Raw genomic sequence first — 16,036 nt, 5'->3', positions numbered from 1 at the left:
CCCCCTCATTCCCGCCGATCGTCCCGCCTGTACTCCGCCGGCGCCTTCCCCACCAGCTTGCGGAAATCGCGCGTGAAATGCGCCTGATCGAAGTACCCCAACGAATGCGCCAGCTCCGCGAGATCGACCGGCTCGCCGCCCGCGAGCTTATCCGCGGCCTCATGCAGCCGGTAACGACAGATCACCCACTTCGGCGTCACGCCCACGTAGCTGGAAAAGAGCTGCTGCAGCGTGCGCTCGCCCAGGCCCGCACGCTCGGCCAGATCCCGCACCTGCGTCAGCCCGATATCCTGCTGCAGCATCTGCAAAATGGCATGAATGCGCTCGACCTGCGGATCGACCGGCGGCAGCACCCGCAACAGCAACGCCTCCGCCGCCGCGACCATTCCCGCATCATCCCCGGCACCGAGCACGGCGTCCTCGGCTTCCGCATCGCCACAGTCGAGCAGCGTCGACACCGGCAGCACCTTGTCGGTCAGCACATGCACCGGCTTGCCGAGGAACGCCCGAAACGCCCCCGGCCGAAAGCGCAAACCCATCACCCTCCCCGCCCCGGCCAACGTCGTCTCGAACGCGCCCGACACGACACCGAAAACGCCCGTCCGCCGGCGATCGAACACCAGATTCACACACGGATACGGCAGCGTGCGCTGCACATACGGCGGCTGGTCGCGCAGATCCCATTCGACGATCCAGTGGTGATCCAGCACACCGGCCAGTTCGGCACACGGGTGATAGCGATTCAGGCGAAACCGCTGATTGAAGGCTTTCGGGCCGACGACGCCCTTGGGCGTGTCGGTCACGTGACGCAAGTCGGCCATGGTGACGAACCAGGAAGAGGATTGCGTGATGATGCACCGCGGCAGCGGATTTTTCCAAGACGGCGATCCGCGAGCGTCCTACATTTGAATTCCCGCCGACGACCGCACACCGGAGCCCGCAAATGCAGCAAGACCGTCACCTGACCCTGTACCACTCGCCGCGCAGCCGATCGGCAGGCGCCCGCATGCTGCTCGAGGAACTGGGCGCCGACTACGCAGTGCATGCGTTCGATCTCTCGACCGGAAAACATCGTGAGCCCGACTACCTCGCGGTCAATCCGCTGGGCAAGGTTCCCGCCTTGCGCCACGGCGACGTAATCGTCACCGAGCAGGCGGCCGTCTACCTGTACGCGGCCGAGCTGTATCCGGAAGCCGGCCTGTCGCCCGCGCCGGGCGATGCACTGCGCGGCCCCTATCTGCGCTGGATGACGTTTTACGGTTCATGCTTCGAGCCGGCGCTCGTCGATCGCTCGATGAACCGTCCGCCGGCCGCATACTCGACGTCGCCCTATGGCGACTTCGATGCCGTCGTCAACGCGATCGCCACGCAACTGGCCAACGGCCCCTATCTGCTGGGCGAGCGTTTTACGGCGGCGGACGTGCTGTGGGCCTCCGCATTGAACTGGACCACGATGCTCAAGCTGGTACCCGAGACGCCGCTCATTCGCGCCTATATCGATCGCGTCCTTGCACGCCCGGCCATCCAGCGCGCGCAGGCGGCCGATGCAGCACTGGCGGCAGAGCAGGACAAGGCCAGGGAAGCGGCCGCAACGGCTGGGTCGTAATTCGAACGACGGCAAAGCAGCACCCCGTCAGAACATCGTATGCAACCCGACACGCGCGACCGCCTGGCTCGCCGAACTCGACGCCCCGTCCGGATCGAGCACGCCGTTGATCTGCGCGTTCGCGCCGTTGTTCGCGCGTTGATAATCCGCTGACACATAAACCATCGTTCGCTTGGTCAACAGGTATTGAAGCGCGACGCTGACCTGATGCGCGTGGTTGTCGTTCACGGCTTCGTTGCCCTTCATGTACATGTACTTCGCGCCAAGGAAAACGTCCGGCCTGATGCGCCAGACGCCACCGGCTTCAGCCATCCACACCCCGGCGTCGTTGAACGAGTTGTGCACGGTGGTCAGCAACGCCTTCGCGGTCACGGCCCCGAAGTCGTAGTGCATCCCGACGCCCCAGTTGCGCACGCTGGTCGACGGCGTGCCCGGCGCAGGCCCGTACTTCTCGTTCGTATAGGCCGCGCCGATACCGAACGCGCCACGCTCGTAGTTCAACCCGGCGCTTACGGTATTGTCCGCGCCGACGGAGCCGGCCACGCCGCCGAACGCATACATCACGCCGCCCGAAAACCCCGCAATCGTCGGCAAGCTGTATTTGACCGAATTCGCGACCGGCTTGCTGCCTGCCGTGCGGTCCCAGTCGAACGCGCCGGTCGGGTTGTCCGGAAGCGCGAGGCGCTGGAACGGGCCGTTGCGAAAGCCGTACAGCCCCGACAGATCCATCGCGATTTCATTGTCCTTCGCAAAGAGGGAATCCACCATGAAGTCGTACTGGTTGCCGAGCCGGATGCTGCCGAACCGGTCGCTTTCGATACCCACGTAGGCGTTACGCCCGAAGAGGCCGGTGCCGACGATGCTGCCGTTCGCCATCGAGAACTGGTTCACGAGCGCGAACGTCGCGCGATATCCGCCGCCGAGATCTTCCGTGCCGCGAAGGCCGAACAGGTTCGGCGTGAAAATGCCGTCGTCGAACTTGACGTTCTTCCCTCCGCCCTCGTTGCTGACATATGAAATGCCGCTGTCGATCAGGCCGAACATGGTCACGCTGCTTTGCGCGTACGCACCCTGCGCGATGGCAAGCATCGCCAATACTCCAAACCTCAGTTTCATTTTGTCTCCGTCTTTTTGAAAATCGAGCGAGTGCCCGCTACGTCGCGGGCGCTCGCCCGGTGCTTCGAGAAACAACGCCTTCCCCTGCCCGGATCAGGCTTGCATCCGGGCAGGCATACCGATATTTATTTAGTGATACTTATTCAAATGGATGGATATAATCCCGCGGATTCCGGATTTCACCCAACCTGAGACGATCGTCCCATCCACCGACTCAAGCGCGTCGACAAACCACCCACGCCGCGGCATCCACCTCGACGGCCACGGCTTCCAGCCCGGCACCCGAGCACGGCCCGTCGATGCACACGCCATCGTCGAACCGGAACAACGCGCTGTGATGCGCGCACATCAGCACCTGCGACCGATAACAGGACACGTTTCCCGGAATGAAATCGAGCGGCACCGAGAAATGCGGGCAACGATTCACGTACGCCCACACCTGCTCACCGCGCCGCACGACGATGACGGGACGTCCGATGCACGCTTCGTCGACGACCCGTGCACCACCATCGGGCACGTCGGAGAAGCGACAGAGTTGCGGAGCGCCCATGACTCACACTCTCCGCTCGGGGTTGCCGAGGCTCCAGTCCCACGGACGCACCTCGACTCGCGAGAACAACCCTTCCTTCACGTACGGATCGTTGCCGACGAACTGCATCACGGCATCGATGTCGTCCGCCTCGATGACGAGCAACGTGCCGTTCATCGCATCGCCCTGTGGATCGAGCGTCGGGCCGCCGAGCCGCACATACACGCCGTGCTGCGCGGCGGAACGCAGGTAGGTCCGGTGCGTGGGCCGCACGCGGTCGCGTACCTCGCGCATGCCGGGCTGGTCAGTGGCGAACACCGCAAAAAAACGCGCCATGTCGATCAACTCCGGTCGAGCACGAAATCGTACGTCGCTTCGCGATACGGGCCGTTCAGTCCGACGTGGCGAGCGATCCCCTCATCTGCGGCGCGCGGGCGATACGCGACCATCAGCGACGGCTTCACGCCGAAGACGGCATCCGATTTCAGATATTTGTCGTCTTCATCGAAAAGATGCGTGACGAGCGTGCGATAGCCGGGCGCGTCGATCATGAAATGCAGATGCGCGGGCCGCCAGGGATGGCGGCCGGTGGCGTCGAGCATCTTCCCGACCGGGCCGTCGGTCGGAATCGGATAGCTGACCGGCAGAATCGTCGTGATCGCATAACGGCCTTCGGCATCGGTCCGATAGCGCCCGCGCAGATTGCCGTGAGGCTGTTCGGTGTCCTGCCCGGAATACATGCCGTTGTCCGCGGTCTGCCACACGTCGAGCACGGCGTCCACCACGGGCGTGCCGCCGGTGCTGAGCACGCGCCCGTGCACGACGACCGGCGTGCCCGGCGTGAACGCCATGTTCTCGCCATACGCGCGATCGGGCATGCCCTTGATGTAGAACGGGCCGAATACGGTGGTTTCCGTCGCGCCGGTGGCGAAGCGATGGTTGATCGCATCGACCAGCATCGACACGCCGAGCGTGTCGGACAACAGAATGAATTCCTGTCGCACGGCGTCGTCGCACATCTGCCCGGTTTCGGTCAGGAAGCGAATCGCCGCCATCCACTCGGCTTCCGTCAGCGCCGTCTCGCGAACGAACGCATGAAGATGCCGCACGAGGCTCTGCATCAGCACGCGCAGGCGCGGGTTCGGCGTACCGTCGAAGCTGGCGACGACCTGCTCGGTCAGCCGGGTGTCGCCGTCTTGATGATCATTCGTCACGTTCGTCTCCTTGGATCCAGCCGGCCGCTCAATGCGGCTCGCGCCCTTCCCACGCATGCTGAAGCAATTCGCGAATCGCTGCACGCTCGATCGGCCGCGGATTCGCGTACGGGTTCCGGCACGCGAGGTCGGCGGCTTCGTCGAGGCCCGCTTCCGGCATCCCGAGGTCGGCAAGCGCCGGCGCAATGCCAAGCTGCCGATTCAGCCCGAACAGCAGCGGGCCGGCGTCGGCCGCGTCGGTGCCGCCCAGCGCCCGCGCGACGCGACGCAGCGCATCGGGCGCCGCGGCATGGTTGTAGTGCGCGGTATGCGGCAACATCGCGGCGTGCGTCTGCGCATGCGGCAGGTTGAAGGTGCCGCCGAGCGTATGGCAGAGCTTGTGGTGCAGCGCCATGCCGACCGCGCCGAGGCAGGTGCCCGCAAGCCATGCGCCGTACAGCGCACGGCTGCGCATTTCCCGGTCCGCCGGCTCGCGAACCACGCCCGGAAGCGCTTCGCCGAGCGCGCGAATCGATTCCTCGGCCATCAGGCCGATCACCGGGTTTGCATCTTCCGCATAAAGCGCTTCGACCGCGTGCGCCATCGCATTGACGCCGGAAGGGGCCGAGATCGCCGGCGGCAGCGACAACGTCAGCGACGGGTCGTAGAGCACGGTGCGCGGCAGCACGCGCGCATCGCGCCCGGTGCGCTTGAGCCGTCCCTCCGTGATCCCGAAGATCGGTGTCATCTCCGAGCCCGCATACGTCGTCGGCACGGCGAGGATCGGCAACGACGACTCGAGCGCGATCGCCTTGCCGAGCCCGATCGTCGAACCGCCGCCGATCGCGATGCAGCAGTCCGCGCCCAGTTCGGCGGCCATCTCGCGCGCGGCGCGTGCGACCTCGACCGGCACGTGCATCACGGCCTGCGCACACACACCGGCGGCCCGCTCGCCGAGCACGTCCCTGACGCGTTCGGCGAGCGCCTGCTGCTCGGGCGTCGCCAGGATCAGCGCCCGCTGCGCGCCGAGCGTGGACAGCTCGTCCGGCAAGCGTTCGAGTGCGCCCCACTCGAATACGACGCGCGAAGGCGTTCCCTGATAGACGAAGCGCTCCATCTTGGCCTCAGCGCTTGAAGTGCGGCGGCACCTTGCCGTCGACGTTGACCCATACCGAACGCGCTTCCGTGTAGTCGTGCATCGCCTCGAAGCCCATCTCGCGGCCGTAGCCCGACTTCCCGATGCCGCCGAACGGGCTACCCGGATTCACGCGCTTGTAGCAGTTGATCCAGCACATGCCCGCGTCGATCCGCGACGCCATCCGGTGCGCGCGGGAAAGATCGTTGGTCCACAAGCCGCTGCCGAGCCCGTATTCGGTCGCATTGGCGATCGACAGCGCTTCCTCGTCGCTGCCGAAGCGCAGCACGGTGACGAACGGCCCGAACACTTCCTCCTGCGCGACGCGGTCGGCGGCATGCTTCGCTTCGATCACGGTCGGGCGCACGTAGTAGCCGTTGGCGAGCGCCGCGTCCTGCGGCGCGCTGCCGCCGGCAAGCACACGGCCGCCCTGCTCGCGCGCGACGTCGACGAACGACAGCACGCGGTCGAGGTGCTGCTTCGACGTCAGCGGGCCCATCTCGGTGTCCGGGTCCAGCGGGTTGCCGACGCGGATCGACGCAGCCAGCGACACGAAGCGCTCGAGGAATGCGTCGGCGATGCGCTCGTGCAGCACGAGACGCGAGCCCGCGATGCACGCCTGCCCCTGGTTGTGGAAGATCGCCCATGCGGCGCCGTTGACGGCCGCTTCGAGGTTCGCATCGTCGAACACAATGTTGGCGCCCTTGCCGCCGAGCTCCAGCTGCACGCGCTTCAGGTTGCCCTGCGACGCCTCGACGATCCGGCGGCCCGTCGCGGTCGAACCCGTGAACGCAATCTTGCCGACGCCGGGGTGTTCGGCGAGCCGCTGACCGGCCGTATGCCCGTAACCGGGGACGATATTGACGACGCCGGCCGGAAAGCCGACCTCGGCCATCAGCTCGACGATGCGCAACGTCGACAGCGGCGTGATTTCCGACGGCTTGAGCACCACGGTGTTGCCTGCCGCCAGCGCCGGACCCATCTTCCAGCTCGTGAACATCAGCGGGAAGTTCCACGGCACGATCTGGCCGACGACGCCGATCGGCGCACGCTGCACATAGTTCAGGAAGCCGGTTTCGACGGGAATCACCGAGCCCTGCAGCTTGTCGGCCATCCCGCCGAAGTAGCGGAAGCAGCCAGCCGTGCGCGGCACGTCGAGCGAACGCGAATCGCGGATCGGATGACCGGTGTCCAGCGATTCGAGCTGCGCGAGCTCCTCGGCATTGGCTTCGATCGCGTCGGCGAGGCGCAGCAGCAGCCGGCCGCGCTCGGCCGCCGGCATGGCCGACCATTTCGGGAACGCACGGGTGGCGGCTTCGACGGCCAGGTCCACGTCCGCCGCGGTGGCGGCGGCGATTTTCGTGATCAGCGAGCCGTCGTGCGGATTGAGCACGTCGATCGTGCCGCGGTCGATGGCGTCAACGAAGCGCCCGTCGATGAAGAGTTGGGTTTGCATGAATCGTCCTCGAGGTTTTGCCGAAGCGCTGCTTAGAACGCGATCGGATACGGCGCAAGCTGGCCGCTCTCGTATCGCTGCGGAAGGTCAGGCGTCGCGTTTTCCCAGACCAGCAGCATCGACCGCTTCGTCGAATAGCCCTGATGCCGGATGTCGGCTGGCATCGCGCAGATGTCGCCGGCCCGCATCGTGATGCGCGCACGCGGCGCGCCGGTGTTCTTGTCGCCGATGTCCCACACGATTTCGTCGGACAGTTGCAGGAACCATTCGACACGGTCGTTGCCATGGAACACCGGCAGGATGAATTCCTCGGTGGTCGGGCAAAACAGGCTGCGTCCGCACACGGAGGTGACCGACGGATTCCACGTCACGTCCGAACGCGACAGGTACTTGAACAGGTTGAACGCATGCAGCTCGCCTTCGAAACCCGGCGCGGCATGCACTTCCGGCTCGTCCTGCGCGACATCGAGGAAGGCGCGGTTGACCGGCAGGTCGTCGCGCAACGGCGAGTCGCCTTCGAGGCCCGGCATGCGGCGCGTCGCGATGCGCGTGCGCTCGATCGCCGAGCCGTTCTCGCCATGCTTGCGCCCGAATGCCGAGCCCGTTTCCTCGGGCGCCGCGAACGGATCGAAGCCTTCGTTGGTCCAGTCGTGCAGCATGGCCTTGAAGGTCGCCATGATGGCGGGCGTTTCGAACGTCTCGGTGTAGTCGACGCCGGCTTCCTTCAGGATGCCGTTGAACGTGCCGGCATACATGTCCACCTTGCCGTAGTGATTGCGCGTGCCGAACACGTGATCGAAATTCACCCAGCCGTAGAAGAAGCCCCATGCCACGTCGCGCATCATCGCGCGCAGGAAGGCATCGGCGGGTATCGCATGCGTGCGGGTCTGGCCTTTCGCCGGCCAGCTGATTTTCACGAAATACTCGTCGCGCTGAAATTCGAACGCGCCGAGCTGGAAGCGGCAGTAACCGGTCACGGCGTCGGGCTGCGAGACTTGCACGAGATCGGCTGCGAAGCTCGCGGGATGATCGAGGGTGTCGAGGGTGGCCATGTCTTGTCTCCTGGAATATTCGAATGGGGCGATCGAAACGATCAGTGCAGGCAGATATCGGCCCACTTCTCGACGGACAGCTCGCCGAGCACGGTCTGCACGAGCGCGACGCCCGGCTTGCCGGCAGCGAAGCGATACGCGCAGCCGGCCGGCAGCAGCGCCTGGTGCCCCTTGCGCAGCACGACGTGGCCCATCTCGCGGCCGGCCGGCTGCGTGCCGGCGCTCACGGTGCCGCGGCCGGTGGTCGGCGGGTTGTCGAGCTTGATGAAGTCGATGCGGACTTCGCCATCCATCTGGATCGCGAACTCGTCGTGCGCGCAGGCAAACCATGGCGACTGGCCGTCGGTGCGCAGCACTTCGATCACGTATTCGAGGTTCTTGCCGGCAACGACTTTTTCGTAGGGGGCCGACTTCGACGCCACCTCGAAGACGTTCGAGAACGCGTAGTGCTGTGCGCTGCCGCTGGTGATTTCGATCTCGCCCTTCGTGTAGCCGTCGAGCGAGCCAAAGACGGTGTGGAATGCCGTGTCGGTCATTGCTTGTCTCCTGAGTTGAACCGCTTGTCGGATTCAACTTTAGGGGCGAGGGCGCCCCTCAACAAGGTAACGGACCGCGACTACGGCATTTGCGTTTCGCGAATAATCGCCCGGTCAGCGAACCCAGCCGCGCTCCAGCAGCGGACGATCCCACGGCGACTCGTCGCCGATGTATTCGACGAGGAATTCGACCAGCGCCTTCACCTTCAGAGCCTGTCGCTGCGTTGCGGGATAAACGGCGGCAAAGCTCAGCGGTGCGATCTCGAAGCCGGTGAGGATGGGCACGAGCCTACCCGAGACGAGCGCGTCGCTCGCGACCAGCGTGGGCAGGCACACGACGCCGCCGCCCGTCAGCGCATACTCGCGCAGCAGGTGCACGGAGTTCGAGCGGATCATGCCCGGCAACTCCATCTCGACGACCTCGTCGCCGCGCGTCATCGTCCAGCGGTTGCGCGACGGATAGCCCGAATACAGCGCCGTGGTGTGCTGCAGCAATTCGCGCGGATGTTGTGGCGCACCATGCGCCTCGATGTACGCGGGTGCCGCGCAGAAGAGGCGGCGCACGACGAACAGGCGCCGCTCGATCAACGACTCGGAGATCGGCGGAAAGATCTGGAACGCGATGTCGAACCCTTCTTCGACAGGGTCCACCACGCGGTCATTGACGATGATGTCGAGCTGGATGCCCGGGTAGCGGCGATGGAATTCGGCGAGCGGCACGCCGAAGTGATCGAGCGCGAAGCCGGGCAGCATCTGGATGCGCAGCCGCCCGGTGGGTGTCGCGCGCAGCTCGCGCATCTGGTCCGTCAGCTCGTTGACGCGCCCCACCACCTCGGCGCATTCGCGGTAGAAGGTCTCGCCCACTTCGGACAGCCGCACGTGGCGCGTACTGCGATGGAACAGCGGCGCGTTGACGAACTTCTCCAGTTGCTGGATGCGGTTCGTCACCACCGAACTGGTCACGCCGAGCTGTCGCGCGGCTTCCGCGAAACTGCTCGTCTCCGCGACCCTGACGAACGCCTCGATGCTCAGAAACCGGTCCATGCCGCGCCCTTCCCGAAAGCGAAACTGGCAGTCTAACCGCACCGGCCAGCCGGTTGGGTCATGCGAAAAGCGTCACTGTGTCACCTGACGGGTGTCAATCTTGCAGGGCGCCGGGCGCGGGTACGGCCGCGCAGCACAGCGCATTACGGCTGCTTGCCCGCCGTCAGCTCCGGTTGCACGGCCACGCGGCGCTGCAGCACGGCGGGTGCGGTTTCGCGCAGCAGCATGCTGACCACGATGCCGAGCATCACCGCGCACATCGGCAGCCACAGGATGTTCTGGATCCCGAAATGCGCGGCGACGTAGCCGCCCATCGCCGGCGCGATGCCGCCGCCGAAGATTTCGCCGACACCGACCACCGCGCCGATCGACGTCGACACGAGGCCGACGGGCGCGGCTTCGGTGGCCACCGGGCCCGACAGCAGCGATACCAGGCCGAGCGTGAAGAACGACGCAACGAACAGGACAGCGAACAGCACGACCGGTTGCGGGCCGAGCCCGCGGAAAATGTAGAGCATCACCGCCGTGCCGGCGAAACCGACGATGCTCGCGATGCGGCGCCCGACCAGATCGGACAGGCCCGGCAACCCGAACTGCCCGAGAAAGCCGCCGAATCCGATCGCCGATACCACGAGGCCCATCTTCTGCGTGCCGAGCGCGAGGTAGTCGGTCAGGTACAGCGGCAGCAGTGCGCCCAGCACGAACACGCCCGTCATCGCGCAGCACAGCGCCGCCATCGCGACGAGGATGTTGCGGCTCCTGAGCACGTGGCCGAGCGAGGCCGGCGCGTGTTCCGACACGACCTCCTTCGTGCGCTTCGGCTCGCGGATGACGAAGAACATGATCGCGCCGAGGATCAGGCCGGGAACGGCGACGAGCGCGAACACCCAGCGCCACGACACGAAGTTGAGCAGTTGCGTCGCGATGATCGGCGACAGCGCGAGCCCGAACAGCGCGAAGCCGCTTTGCTGCAGCCCGAGGTTCAGCCCGCGCCGCCGCGGATGCGACGCGTCGGCCGTCGCCGCGAAGCTCGTCGGGCAGAACGAGCCCTCCGCGACGCCCATCAGCCCACGGATCGCGATCAGGCCGAGCAGGCCGCCCGCGAGCCCCGAGAAGCCCGACAGCAGCGAGAACGCGACGATCGCCGGGATCAGTACCTTGCGGCGGCCGATCTTGTCGGAGATGCCGCCCATCAGGGCCGCGAAAATTCCCCACGACAGGCCGAGCACGCCGATGCAGTTGCCGACGTCCTGCGCGGTCAGGTTCAGATCCTTCATGATCGAAGGGAACAGCGGCGCGATGAGCCAGCGGTCGAGGCCGACCAGGCCGAAGCCGAGCGCCAGCAGCGTCACCGCTTTCCACTCGTAGGCGGTATCCCACTCGTTTGATTTCATGTCTGTCTCCGTGGATTGGCCCCCCTGCGCGCGCCGGAGCGTCCGTGCATGAGCCAGTTCCGATGTCTTTTGTGTGCGACGCGGCGTGAGCCGCGAGGAAGTGACGGCCGCCTTTCCGGTTGCAGGCGTCGAATTCAATCAGCCGACGCCCGAACGATAGGTGCATGGATGCAGATCCGGTATGGAACAACCGGCGAACGCGCCATTCGCGAAATGCAAATAATCGGGACGGGCACGCGGGGAATGTGGGTGGAGAAGCGCTGCACGGATGAGTGCCGCGTCGGACCGACGCTCATTCTCGGGTTACGGGGGAATCCCTCATAGACATCGTGGAGGCTCGTGCCGGTGCCTGGCCGCGCCGGATGCTCGATCCGGATGGATGGCGCGGCTCGGCCGGTACTCGGCCGGTACTCGGTCGGCTGGACGACCGGGGGACGAATCCATGTGCCCGGAGCGGGTCCGAGCGCGCGATCCTGCTCGTATTCCTTCCGATGCGGCAACGGGAGATCGTTCGTTTCGATGTGGGACGGATCTTATTTTTAAAATTTCCGACCAAATTCATCTTAATCAAAAATCGCCGCCATACCCCGTAAATCCGGACAACAACAATCGGCCTTCAAAAAGGCCCATACGTATATACGTTTTTTTAAAATACAACATTAAAACAAATTACATCATCCCAAAATAAAAAACCATTTATACCGACAGACAAGTTTGATATTCTTCGCCGCACATTTTCCACCATTACCTCTTTACCAAGACATAATTTAATATCAAAAAATCCTGATTCTGAAAAATGCGATGAGTCTCAATAAGCATATCTAAGCACAAGAAGGAGCCCGGATGCCCGATTCATTTCCCGATCCGCGACCGGTAGCGGACACACCCACCGACGAACCAGCCACTGAGGCCGGGTTGCCTGACGCACCTGCGTCGCGCCCTGAACCGCCATCGATCATCGTCGGCCGTGTCGAAGGGATGACGATGTTCGCGAAGAACACACCGCTTATCTGCATCAGGCAGATGCCCTTGCCCGGCGTCGTGATCTTCGTGCATGGCGTGAACTCGGAGGGCGAATGGTTCGATGCGACGGAGGATGGGCTGTGCAAAGGACTCAATCGACGGATCGGGCGGCTCGACGATCAATTGATGTATCACGGCATCGAAGCCGGGCAATTGACGCCGGCGAAGTACACCGAGAGCGTGACGCCGGATGGGTTTCTGAATCCAAAGCTTTGGGCCGGCAACTACGTCAAGCCCGATCCGTCGTTCTCGCCCGTCATTCACTTCCGGTGGGGTTATCGGGCCTCGGGTGAAGAACTCAAAGAGTACGGCGACAAGATTTTCTTGAACGAGAAGGACTATTGGGGCGGCGGTCCATTCACGAACGGCTGTTCGAGCCTGCCCGATCTTTGGCGCGGCGGCCTGGACGATCGAACGATGGGATGGATGACGGTGCAAGACATCAATCCGACCAATCGGCCTTTGTATCGTGCGCCGCCGCGCGCGTATGGCGTGCTCGCGGCCTTGCGGTTGGCCAAATTGATCGAGTCGATCCGCCAGATGCAAGCCGGCGTACCCATTACCGTCGTATGCCACAGCCAGGGCAACATCGTCGGCCTCACGGCGGCGTTCTTCGGCGACGCATTCCCCGATGTCGAAGATCCGTGGGGCCGCACGGGGCACTGCGTGGCGGACGCTTACGTGCTGGCGAACGCACCATACAGCCTCGCGAATGCAGACGGTCCGTACAAATCCGACACGTTCATGGATACGTGGTCGCAACGCGCGACGAAAGACGCGAACGGGCAGCGCGGACGGCAGACCTACGCCGCGCGCACCCAAACCTTCGGCAAGTTCCTGTCGATCGTCGGCGCCCGAAAAGCCTTCGAACAGTCGGTCGACAAGGTCGATGAAGACATGGAGAACAAGCGGGTCTCGCCGACGAGCAACCGGTCTTATGCCGCGCAAGCCGACCGCGACCGGCACGGCTTGAACGGGGCGACCTATGGCCGCGTCACCGCGTATTGCTGCCCGCACGATCAGGTGATTTCAGCAGTGACGGTTCAGGGCATCGGCTGGCGCGGGATCAGCAAGCACGAACTCGATGACATCGGCGCAGCGGGCATCCTGACGCAGCGGGTGTTTGCATCCGGCTTCCCGGTCGGCGTACAGAAACCCTACCGCTATTGGGAAGACGATTGGCGGCATGGCAAGCCGGGAACGAAGTCGGGCTTCTGGTATCCGCCGTCGCCACCGGCCAAATTCAATCTGATCGGCGCAGTCAAGGGGAATGAAAGCGTGTTGGGGGTAGCCGCGACGCTTGTGTCTGCACCGCTCATGTTCGTCGTGACCGGCATCAGTTCGGCGTTGAACATGCTCCGTGTGAATGCCGATCCGCCGAAAGGCTGGACGGTGGTAGCGGACGCGCCAGCGCTCGATGATCCATTCCCGCCGAAGGCGTTGCGGTTCGGCAAGCCCGTCGAAACGCAGGACGGCGACGCGGTGAGCGACTTCAACGAAGGTAACGATCCGCCGGCCGCATGGCGCGACGCGAACAAGGCCGATGCGGACAAGCGGGCTGACGATCCCTACGACCAATACAAGGCAAGGAACGATGACAGCGTTGCGCAGGGCACGGCAGCAACCGAAGCCGGACAGCGCTACGAGGATCGCGCGTTGATGCGGATGGAGGCGCGTCGCACGCTGAACACCGAATGGTTCGATCGCGACGGCCACGTCATTGGCGAGGACGGCAAGAGCGCAATACCCGAAGGCTACAAGGAATGGCGCGACAAGCAGATTGTCGACTGGCTCGATCGTAGTGCGACCAATAGCCCGACGAACCACTCTACGACGATGACCAATCCCGAGCATGCCGAAAAGGCGCTTGCGTATGACGTTGCTGTCGGTCGGTGCTATCTGACAGAGGCGCAACTCAAATCGTTGCGCATTGAGGCGGATTGGCGGATGGGGGAAGGTATCCCCGATGACAACCCGAACAAGAAGTACTTCGAATATTTCGCGCGCGGGAAATTTGACGATCTACCGATGCACGAATGGGTACACGTCAAGAACAGCGAAGGCACGATTCCCGACGCGATCAAGGATGAACGCGAAGGCGAGCTCTATCTGAAGGTCGGGGGTGTGATTTGAAAACGCTGATCGCTACGTGGCCGCGACGTGCAGCCATTGCCGCGTCGACATGGATGCTTGTCACCGTGCTCATGGCCACGTTGATGGCACATGTTGAACAACCCGACCCGGCATATTTGGAAATAGGGGATTGGATGAAACGATTCGTTGTCTTGCCTGCCTTGGCCGCCCTTGCGGTGTTTATGTTCACCACGGCCATGATGCGTCCTGCACAGGCCACGCCCACCCCGGAGCTTGCAGGCAACGCCGCGCGAGCAGTAGAAGAACCGGCGATGCCGTTCGTCGCGCAGGTTGTCGGCCTGATGTGGTTGAATCCTTTGCAGCGTATGGACTATCCAACCGAATGGCAATTGTTGTGGACGCAAGGGCTTACCACACCGAACAAGAATGACGACATGGTTCGCACGGATCCGAAGTCCTTTACGACACTGCAATCGGTTGCGGGTATCGCATACGGCAACGAAGGCGAAGAAACCTTCAAGGGCTTCTACCACAAGTACATGTTCAAGTTCCCCCTGCTGCTTAGCTCGCGCTATTCCGCCAACCCAAAATATTTCTACACAGTGGCCCCCGCCGATAAGAAACACTGGCGCGAACTGGCGGGAATTCGTGTCGAGCTTGCGATTCCGGATCGACTCGAACCCGACGACTCGCGAAGCTACTTGAGCGATTCGATTCGAAAGACGTTTTCGATCGGAAACACGTACTTCCCGAAGATGTGGAGCAACCCCACGCCTCCCGATGTGCACATCACCCAAGGCGGTGCGAACGCCGGCTTCACGTCGCTGAACAACGCGCTGGACTACTTGCAGGCGAACCCGGACAAGACCGTCTGGGCAATCAACTGGGACGCACCGAACTTCCCGCCTACCGACGCGCAGATCAACGAGAATCTCGTCGTCCTGTTCCTCGCCGGCCCGAACTTCAACACCGAGCGCGAACCGCTCGCGTGGATCAGCAGGGCCGCAACCGGCAATACACAGGCGTTTGAGCGGAAGGTCGGCACGACGCGCGCCGTACAGGCATGGAAGGCAACCATCGATGAAGCAGCGCGCAATGCCGGTGTGGCGGTTCCGGACCTCGAATACATCTTCCACGACGCCGGCAAAGGCAGCGACGCATCGTCGTCCCGTCTTGCCGCGCTCTCGCAAACGTTGACCGAAACGCTTCCGGAATACGACTACATGAAGCAGACCTTCAACACGACCGGGCTGCTTGGCGACATGGGAACCGGCAGCGCATTGACCAACGTGGCGCTCGCGATCGGCCGGATCAATCACTTCGGCGGCAACGCGCTCGTCGCCGGCACGACCGACCCTGAGCATCCCGTCGCGGTTGTCGTCAGGCCGCCGTCGAAGCTCACGCCGATCGATCCGACGAAGGACTGGTTCCGCGCACGCGGCGGGAACAACGCCTACCTGCCGTGGTGGGGCCGTCGACACGACACCGATTACGGCATGCAGGGCTACTCGTGGTGAGGCAAACCAGTGCGGCGATCGCGTTGCACGCGCATGCCACCGCGGCGCAAATCATTCGGAAGACGGGCCCTATGCGATTAATCATCCGGGTAGACGACCTGCATGTCCACGGCGGCCGGGTCGAATCCGTCGCGGCAACAAGCAAGGTGATGAGGCGCGCAGTTGCCCGTGTCAGCGACACGTGCTCGTATCCGATCCATGGCACGTGCCCCATCGCCGACGGTGATCCGCAATTCAACGTCGAAGGCCGGGCCGCCGCGTTCGACGCTCACGAAACGTCATGCGGCGCGGCGCTGATTTCGTCACTCCCGCATTCGGGGCGTACCTGAATGCTCGAGACC

At 63.9% G+C, this 16,036-nt stretch carries 15 protein-coding genes; 4 read left to right on the top strand and 11 right to left on the bottom strand.

Annotation, left to right across the window (positions count from 1 at the left end; translation table 11 throughout):
• Window positions 1–5: 5 nt before the first annotated feature.
• Window positions 6–821 (bottom strand): AraC family transcriptional regulator, encoded by an 816-nt coding sequence (locus J7024_RS08500; RefSeq protein WP_124830952.1) that lies wholly within the window; start codon window positions 819–821, stop codon window positions 6–8.
• Between the two features lie 122 nt (window positions 822–943).
• Here J7024_RS08500 and J7024_RS08495 point away from each other — a divergent pair, with 122 nt between their 5' ends.
• Window positions 944–1,606 (top strand): glutathione S-transferase family protein, encoded by a 663-nt coding sequence (locus J7024_RS08495; RefSeq protein ID WP_175796676.1) that lies wholly within the window; start codon window positions 944–946, stop codon window positions 1,604–1,606.
• Window positions 1,607–1,633: 27 nt separating this feature from the next.
• Here J7024_RS08495 and J7024_RS08490 read toward each other — a convergent pair whose 3' ends face one another.
• The 10 genes from J7024_RS08490 to J7024_RS08445 form a co-directional block, all read right to left on the bottom strand.
• Window positions 1,634–2,722: a porin gene (locus J7024_RS08490; protein WP_124830954.1), complete on the bottom strand. Its 1,089-nt coding sequence runs from the start codon at window positions 2,720–2,722 to the stop codon at window positions 1,634–1,636.
• A gap of 214 nt (window positions 2,723–2,936) precedes the next feature.
• Window positions 2,937–3,272, bottom strand: coding sequence for a Rieske (2Fe-2S) protein (locus J7024_RS08485; protein ID WP_124830955.1), 336 nt, complete (start codon window positions 3,270–3,272; stop codon window positions 2,937–2,939).
• A 3-nt stretch (window positions 3,273–3,275) separates the two neighbouring features.
• Window positions 3,276–3,587: a YciI family protein gene (locus J7024_RS08480; RefSeq protein WP_124830956.1), complete on the bottom strand. Its 312-nt coding sequence runs from the start codon at window positions 3,585–3,587 to the stop codon at window positions 3,276–3,278.
• 5 nt (window positions 3,588–3,592) lie between these two features.
• The gene (locus tag J7024_RS08475; protein WP_175751961.1) at window positions 3,593–4,465 is read right to left on the bottom strand and encodes an intradiol ring-cleavage dioxygenase; all 873 of its coding nucleotides are present in this window, start codon (window positions 4,463–4,465) and stop codon (window positions 3,593–3,595) included.
• Window positions 4,466–4,493: 28 nt separating this feature from the next.
• Window positions 4,494–5,561 (bottom strand): maleylacetate reductase, encoded by a 1,068-nt coding sequence (locus J7024_RS08470; RefSeq protein WP_175751963.1) that lies wholly within the window; start codon window positions 5,559–5,561, stop codon window positions 4,494–4,496.
• Window positions 5,562–5,568: 7 nt separating this feature from the next.
• Entirely contained in the window at window positions 5,569–7,035 is a 1,467-nt protein-coding gene (locus J7024_RS08465; RefSeq protein ID WP_124830959.1) for an aldehyde dehydrogenase family protein, read from the bottom strand.
• A 32-nt stretch (window positions 7,036–7,067) separates the two neighbouring features.
• Entirely contained in the window at window positions 7,068–8,087 is a 1,020-nt protein-coding gene (locus tag J7024_RS08460; RefSeq protein WP_124830960.1) for a hydroxyquinol 1,2-dioxygenase, read from the bottom strand.
• A 41-nt stretch (window positions 8,088–8,128) separates the two neighbouring features.
• Window positions 8,129–8,623, bottom strand: coding sequence for a hydroxyquinol 1,2-dioxygenase (locus J7024_RS08455; protein WP_124830961.1), 495 nt, complete (start codon window positions 8,621–8,623; stop codon window positions 8,129–8,131).
• Window positions 8,624–8,737: 114 nt separating this feature from the next.
• A complete protein-coding gene (locus tag J7024_RS08450) occupies window positions 8,738–9,667 on the bottom strand; it encodes a LysR family transcriptional regulator (RefSeq protein ID WP_124830962.1) in 930 nt (309 codons plus the stop codon).
• Window positions 9,668–9,810: 143 nt separating this feature from the next.
• Entirely contained in the window at window positions 9,811–11,061 is a 1,251-nt protein-coding gene (locus J7024_RS08445) for an MFS transporter (protein WP_124830963.1), read from the bottom strand.
• A 978-nt stretch (window positions 11,062–12,039) separates the two neighbouring features.
• Here J7024_RS08445 and J7024_RS08440 point away from each other — a divergent pair.
• The 3 genes from J7024_RS08440 (at window position 12,040) to J7024_RS08430 (ending at window position 16,024) form a co-directional block, all read left to right on the top strand.
• Window positions 12,040–14,217, top strand: a complete 2,178-nt coding sequence (locus tag J7024_RS08440) for a T6SS effector phospholipase Tle3 domain-containing protein (RefSeq protein ID WP_442861899.1) — start codon at window positions 12,040–12,042, stop codon at window positions 14,215–14,217.
• 134 nt (window positions 14,218–14,351) lie between these two features.
• Complete coding sequence (locus J7024_RS08435) at window positions 14,352–15,695, top strand: virulence factor (RefSeq protein WP_199569068.1); 1,344 nt, start codon at window positions 14,352–14,354, stop codon at window positions 15,693–15,695.
• Window positions 15,696–15,766: 71 nt separating this feature from the next.
• Window positions 15,767–16,024: a PAAR domain-containing protein gene (locus J7024_RS08430; protein WP_175752696.1), complete on the top strand. Its 258-nt coding sequence runs from the start codon at window positions 15,767–15,769 to the stop codon at window positions 16,022–16,024.
• Window positions 16,025–16,036: the final 12 nt, after the last annotated feature.

This window comes from Burkholderia sp. WTPI3 (genome assembly GCF_021483755.1).
Classification (GTDB): domain Bacteria; phylum Pseudomonadota; class Gammaproteobacteria; order Burkholderiales; family Burkholderiaceae; genus Burkholderia.
Note: the sequence above shows the minus strand (reverse complement) of the source record. Positions and strands in the feature narration are given on the sequence as shown.

Coding starts and splice junctions, on each gene's coding strand:
- J7024_RS08500 (WP_124830952.1), bottom strand. CDS start 821: ATGGCCGACTTGCGTCACGTGACCGACACGCCCAAGGGCGTCGTCGGC.
- J7024_RS08495 (WP_175796676.1), top strand. CDS start 944: ATGCAGCAAGACCGTCACCTGACCCTGTACCACTCGCCGCGCAGCCGA.
- J7024_RS08490 (WP_124830954.1), bottom strand. CDS start 2,722: ATGAAACTGAGGTTTGGAGTATTGGCGATGCTTGCCATCGCGCAGGGT.
- J7024_RS08485 (WP_124830955.1), bottom strand. CDS start 3,272: ATGGGCGCTCCGCAACTCTGTCGCTTCTCCGACGTGCCCGATGGTGGT.
- J7024_RS08480 (WP_124830956.1), bottom strand. CDS start 3,587: ATGGCGCGTTTTTTTGCGGTGTTCGCCACTGACCAGCCCGGCATGCGC.
- J7024_RS08470 (WP_175751963.1), bottom strand. CDS start 5,561: ATGGAGCGCTTCGTCTATCAGGGAACGCCTTCGCGCGTCGTATTCGAG.
- J7024_RS08465 (WP_124830959.1), bottom strand. CDS start 7,035: ATGCAAACCCAACTCTTCATCGACGGGCGCTTCGTTGACGCCATCGAC.
- J7024_RS08460 (WP_124830960.1), bottom strand. CDS start 8,087: ATGGCCACCCTCGACACCCTCGATCATCCCGCGAGCTTCGCAGCCGAT.
- J7024_RS08455 (WP_124830961.1), bottom strand. CDS start 8,623: ATGACCGACACGGCATTCCACACCGTCTTTGGCTCGCTCGACGGCTAC.
- J7024_RS08450 (WP_124830962.1), bottom strand. CDS start 9,667: ATGGACCGGTTTCTGAGCATCGAGGCGTTCGTCAGGGTCGCGGAGACG.
- J7024_RS08445 (WP_124830963.1), bottom strand. CDS start 11,061: ATGAAATCAAACGAGTGGGATACCGCCTACGAGTGGAAAGCGGTGACG.
- J7024_RS08440 (WP_442861899.1), top strand. CDS start 12,040: ATGACGATGTTCGCGAAGAACACACCGCTTATCTGCATCAGGCAGATG.
- J7024_RS08435 (WP_199569068.1), top strand. CDS start 14,352: ATGAAACGATTCGTTGTCTTGCCTGCCTTGGCCGCCCTTGCGGTGTTT.
- J7024_RS08430 (WP_175752696.1), top strand. CDS start 15,767: ATGCGATTAATCATCCGGGTAGACGACCTGCATGTCCACGGCGGCCGG.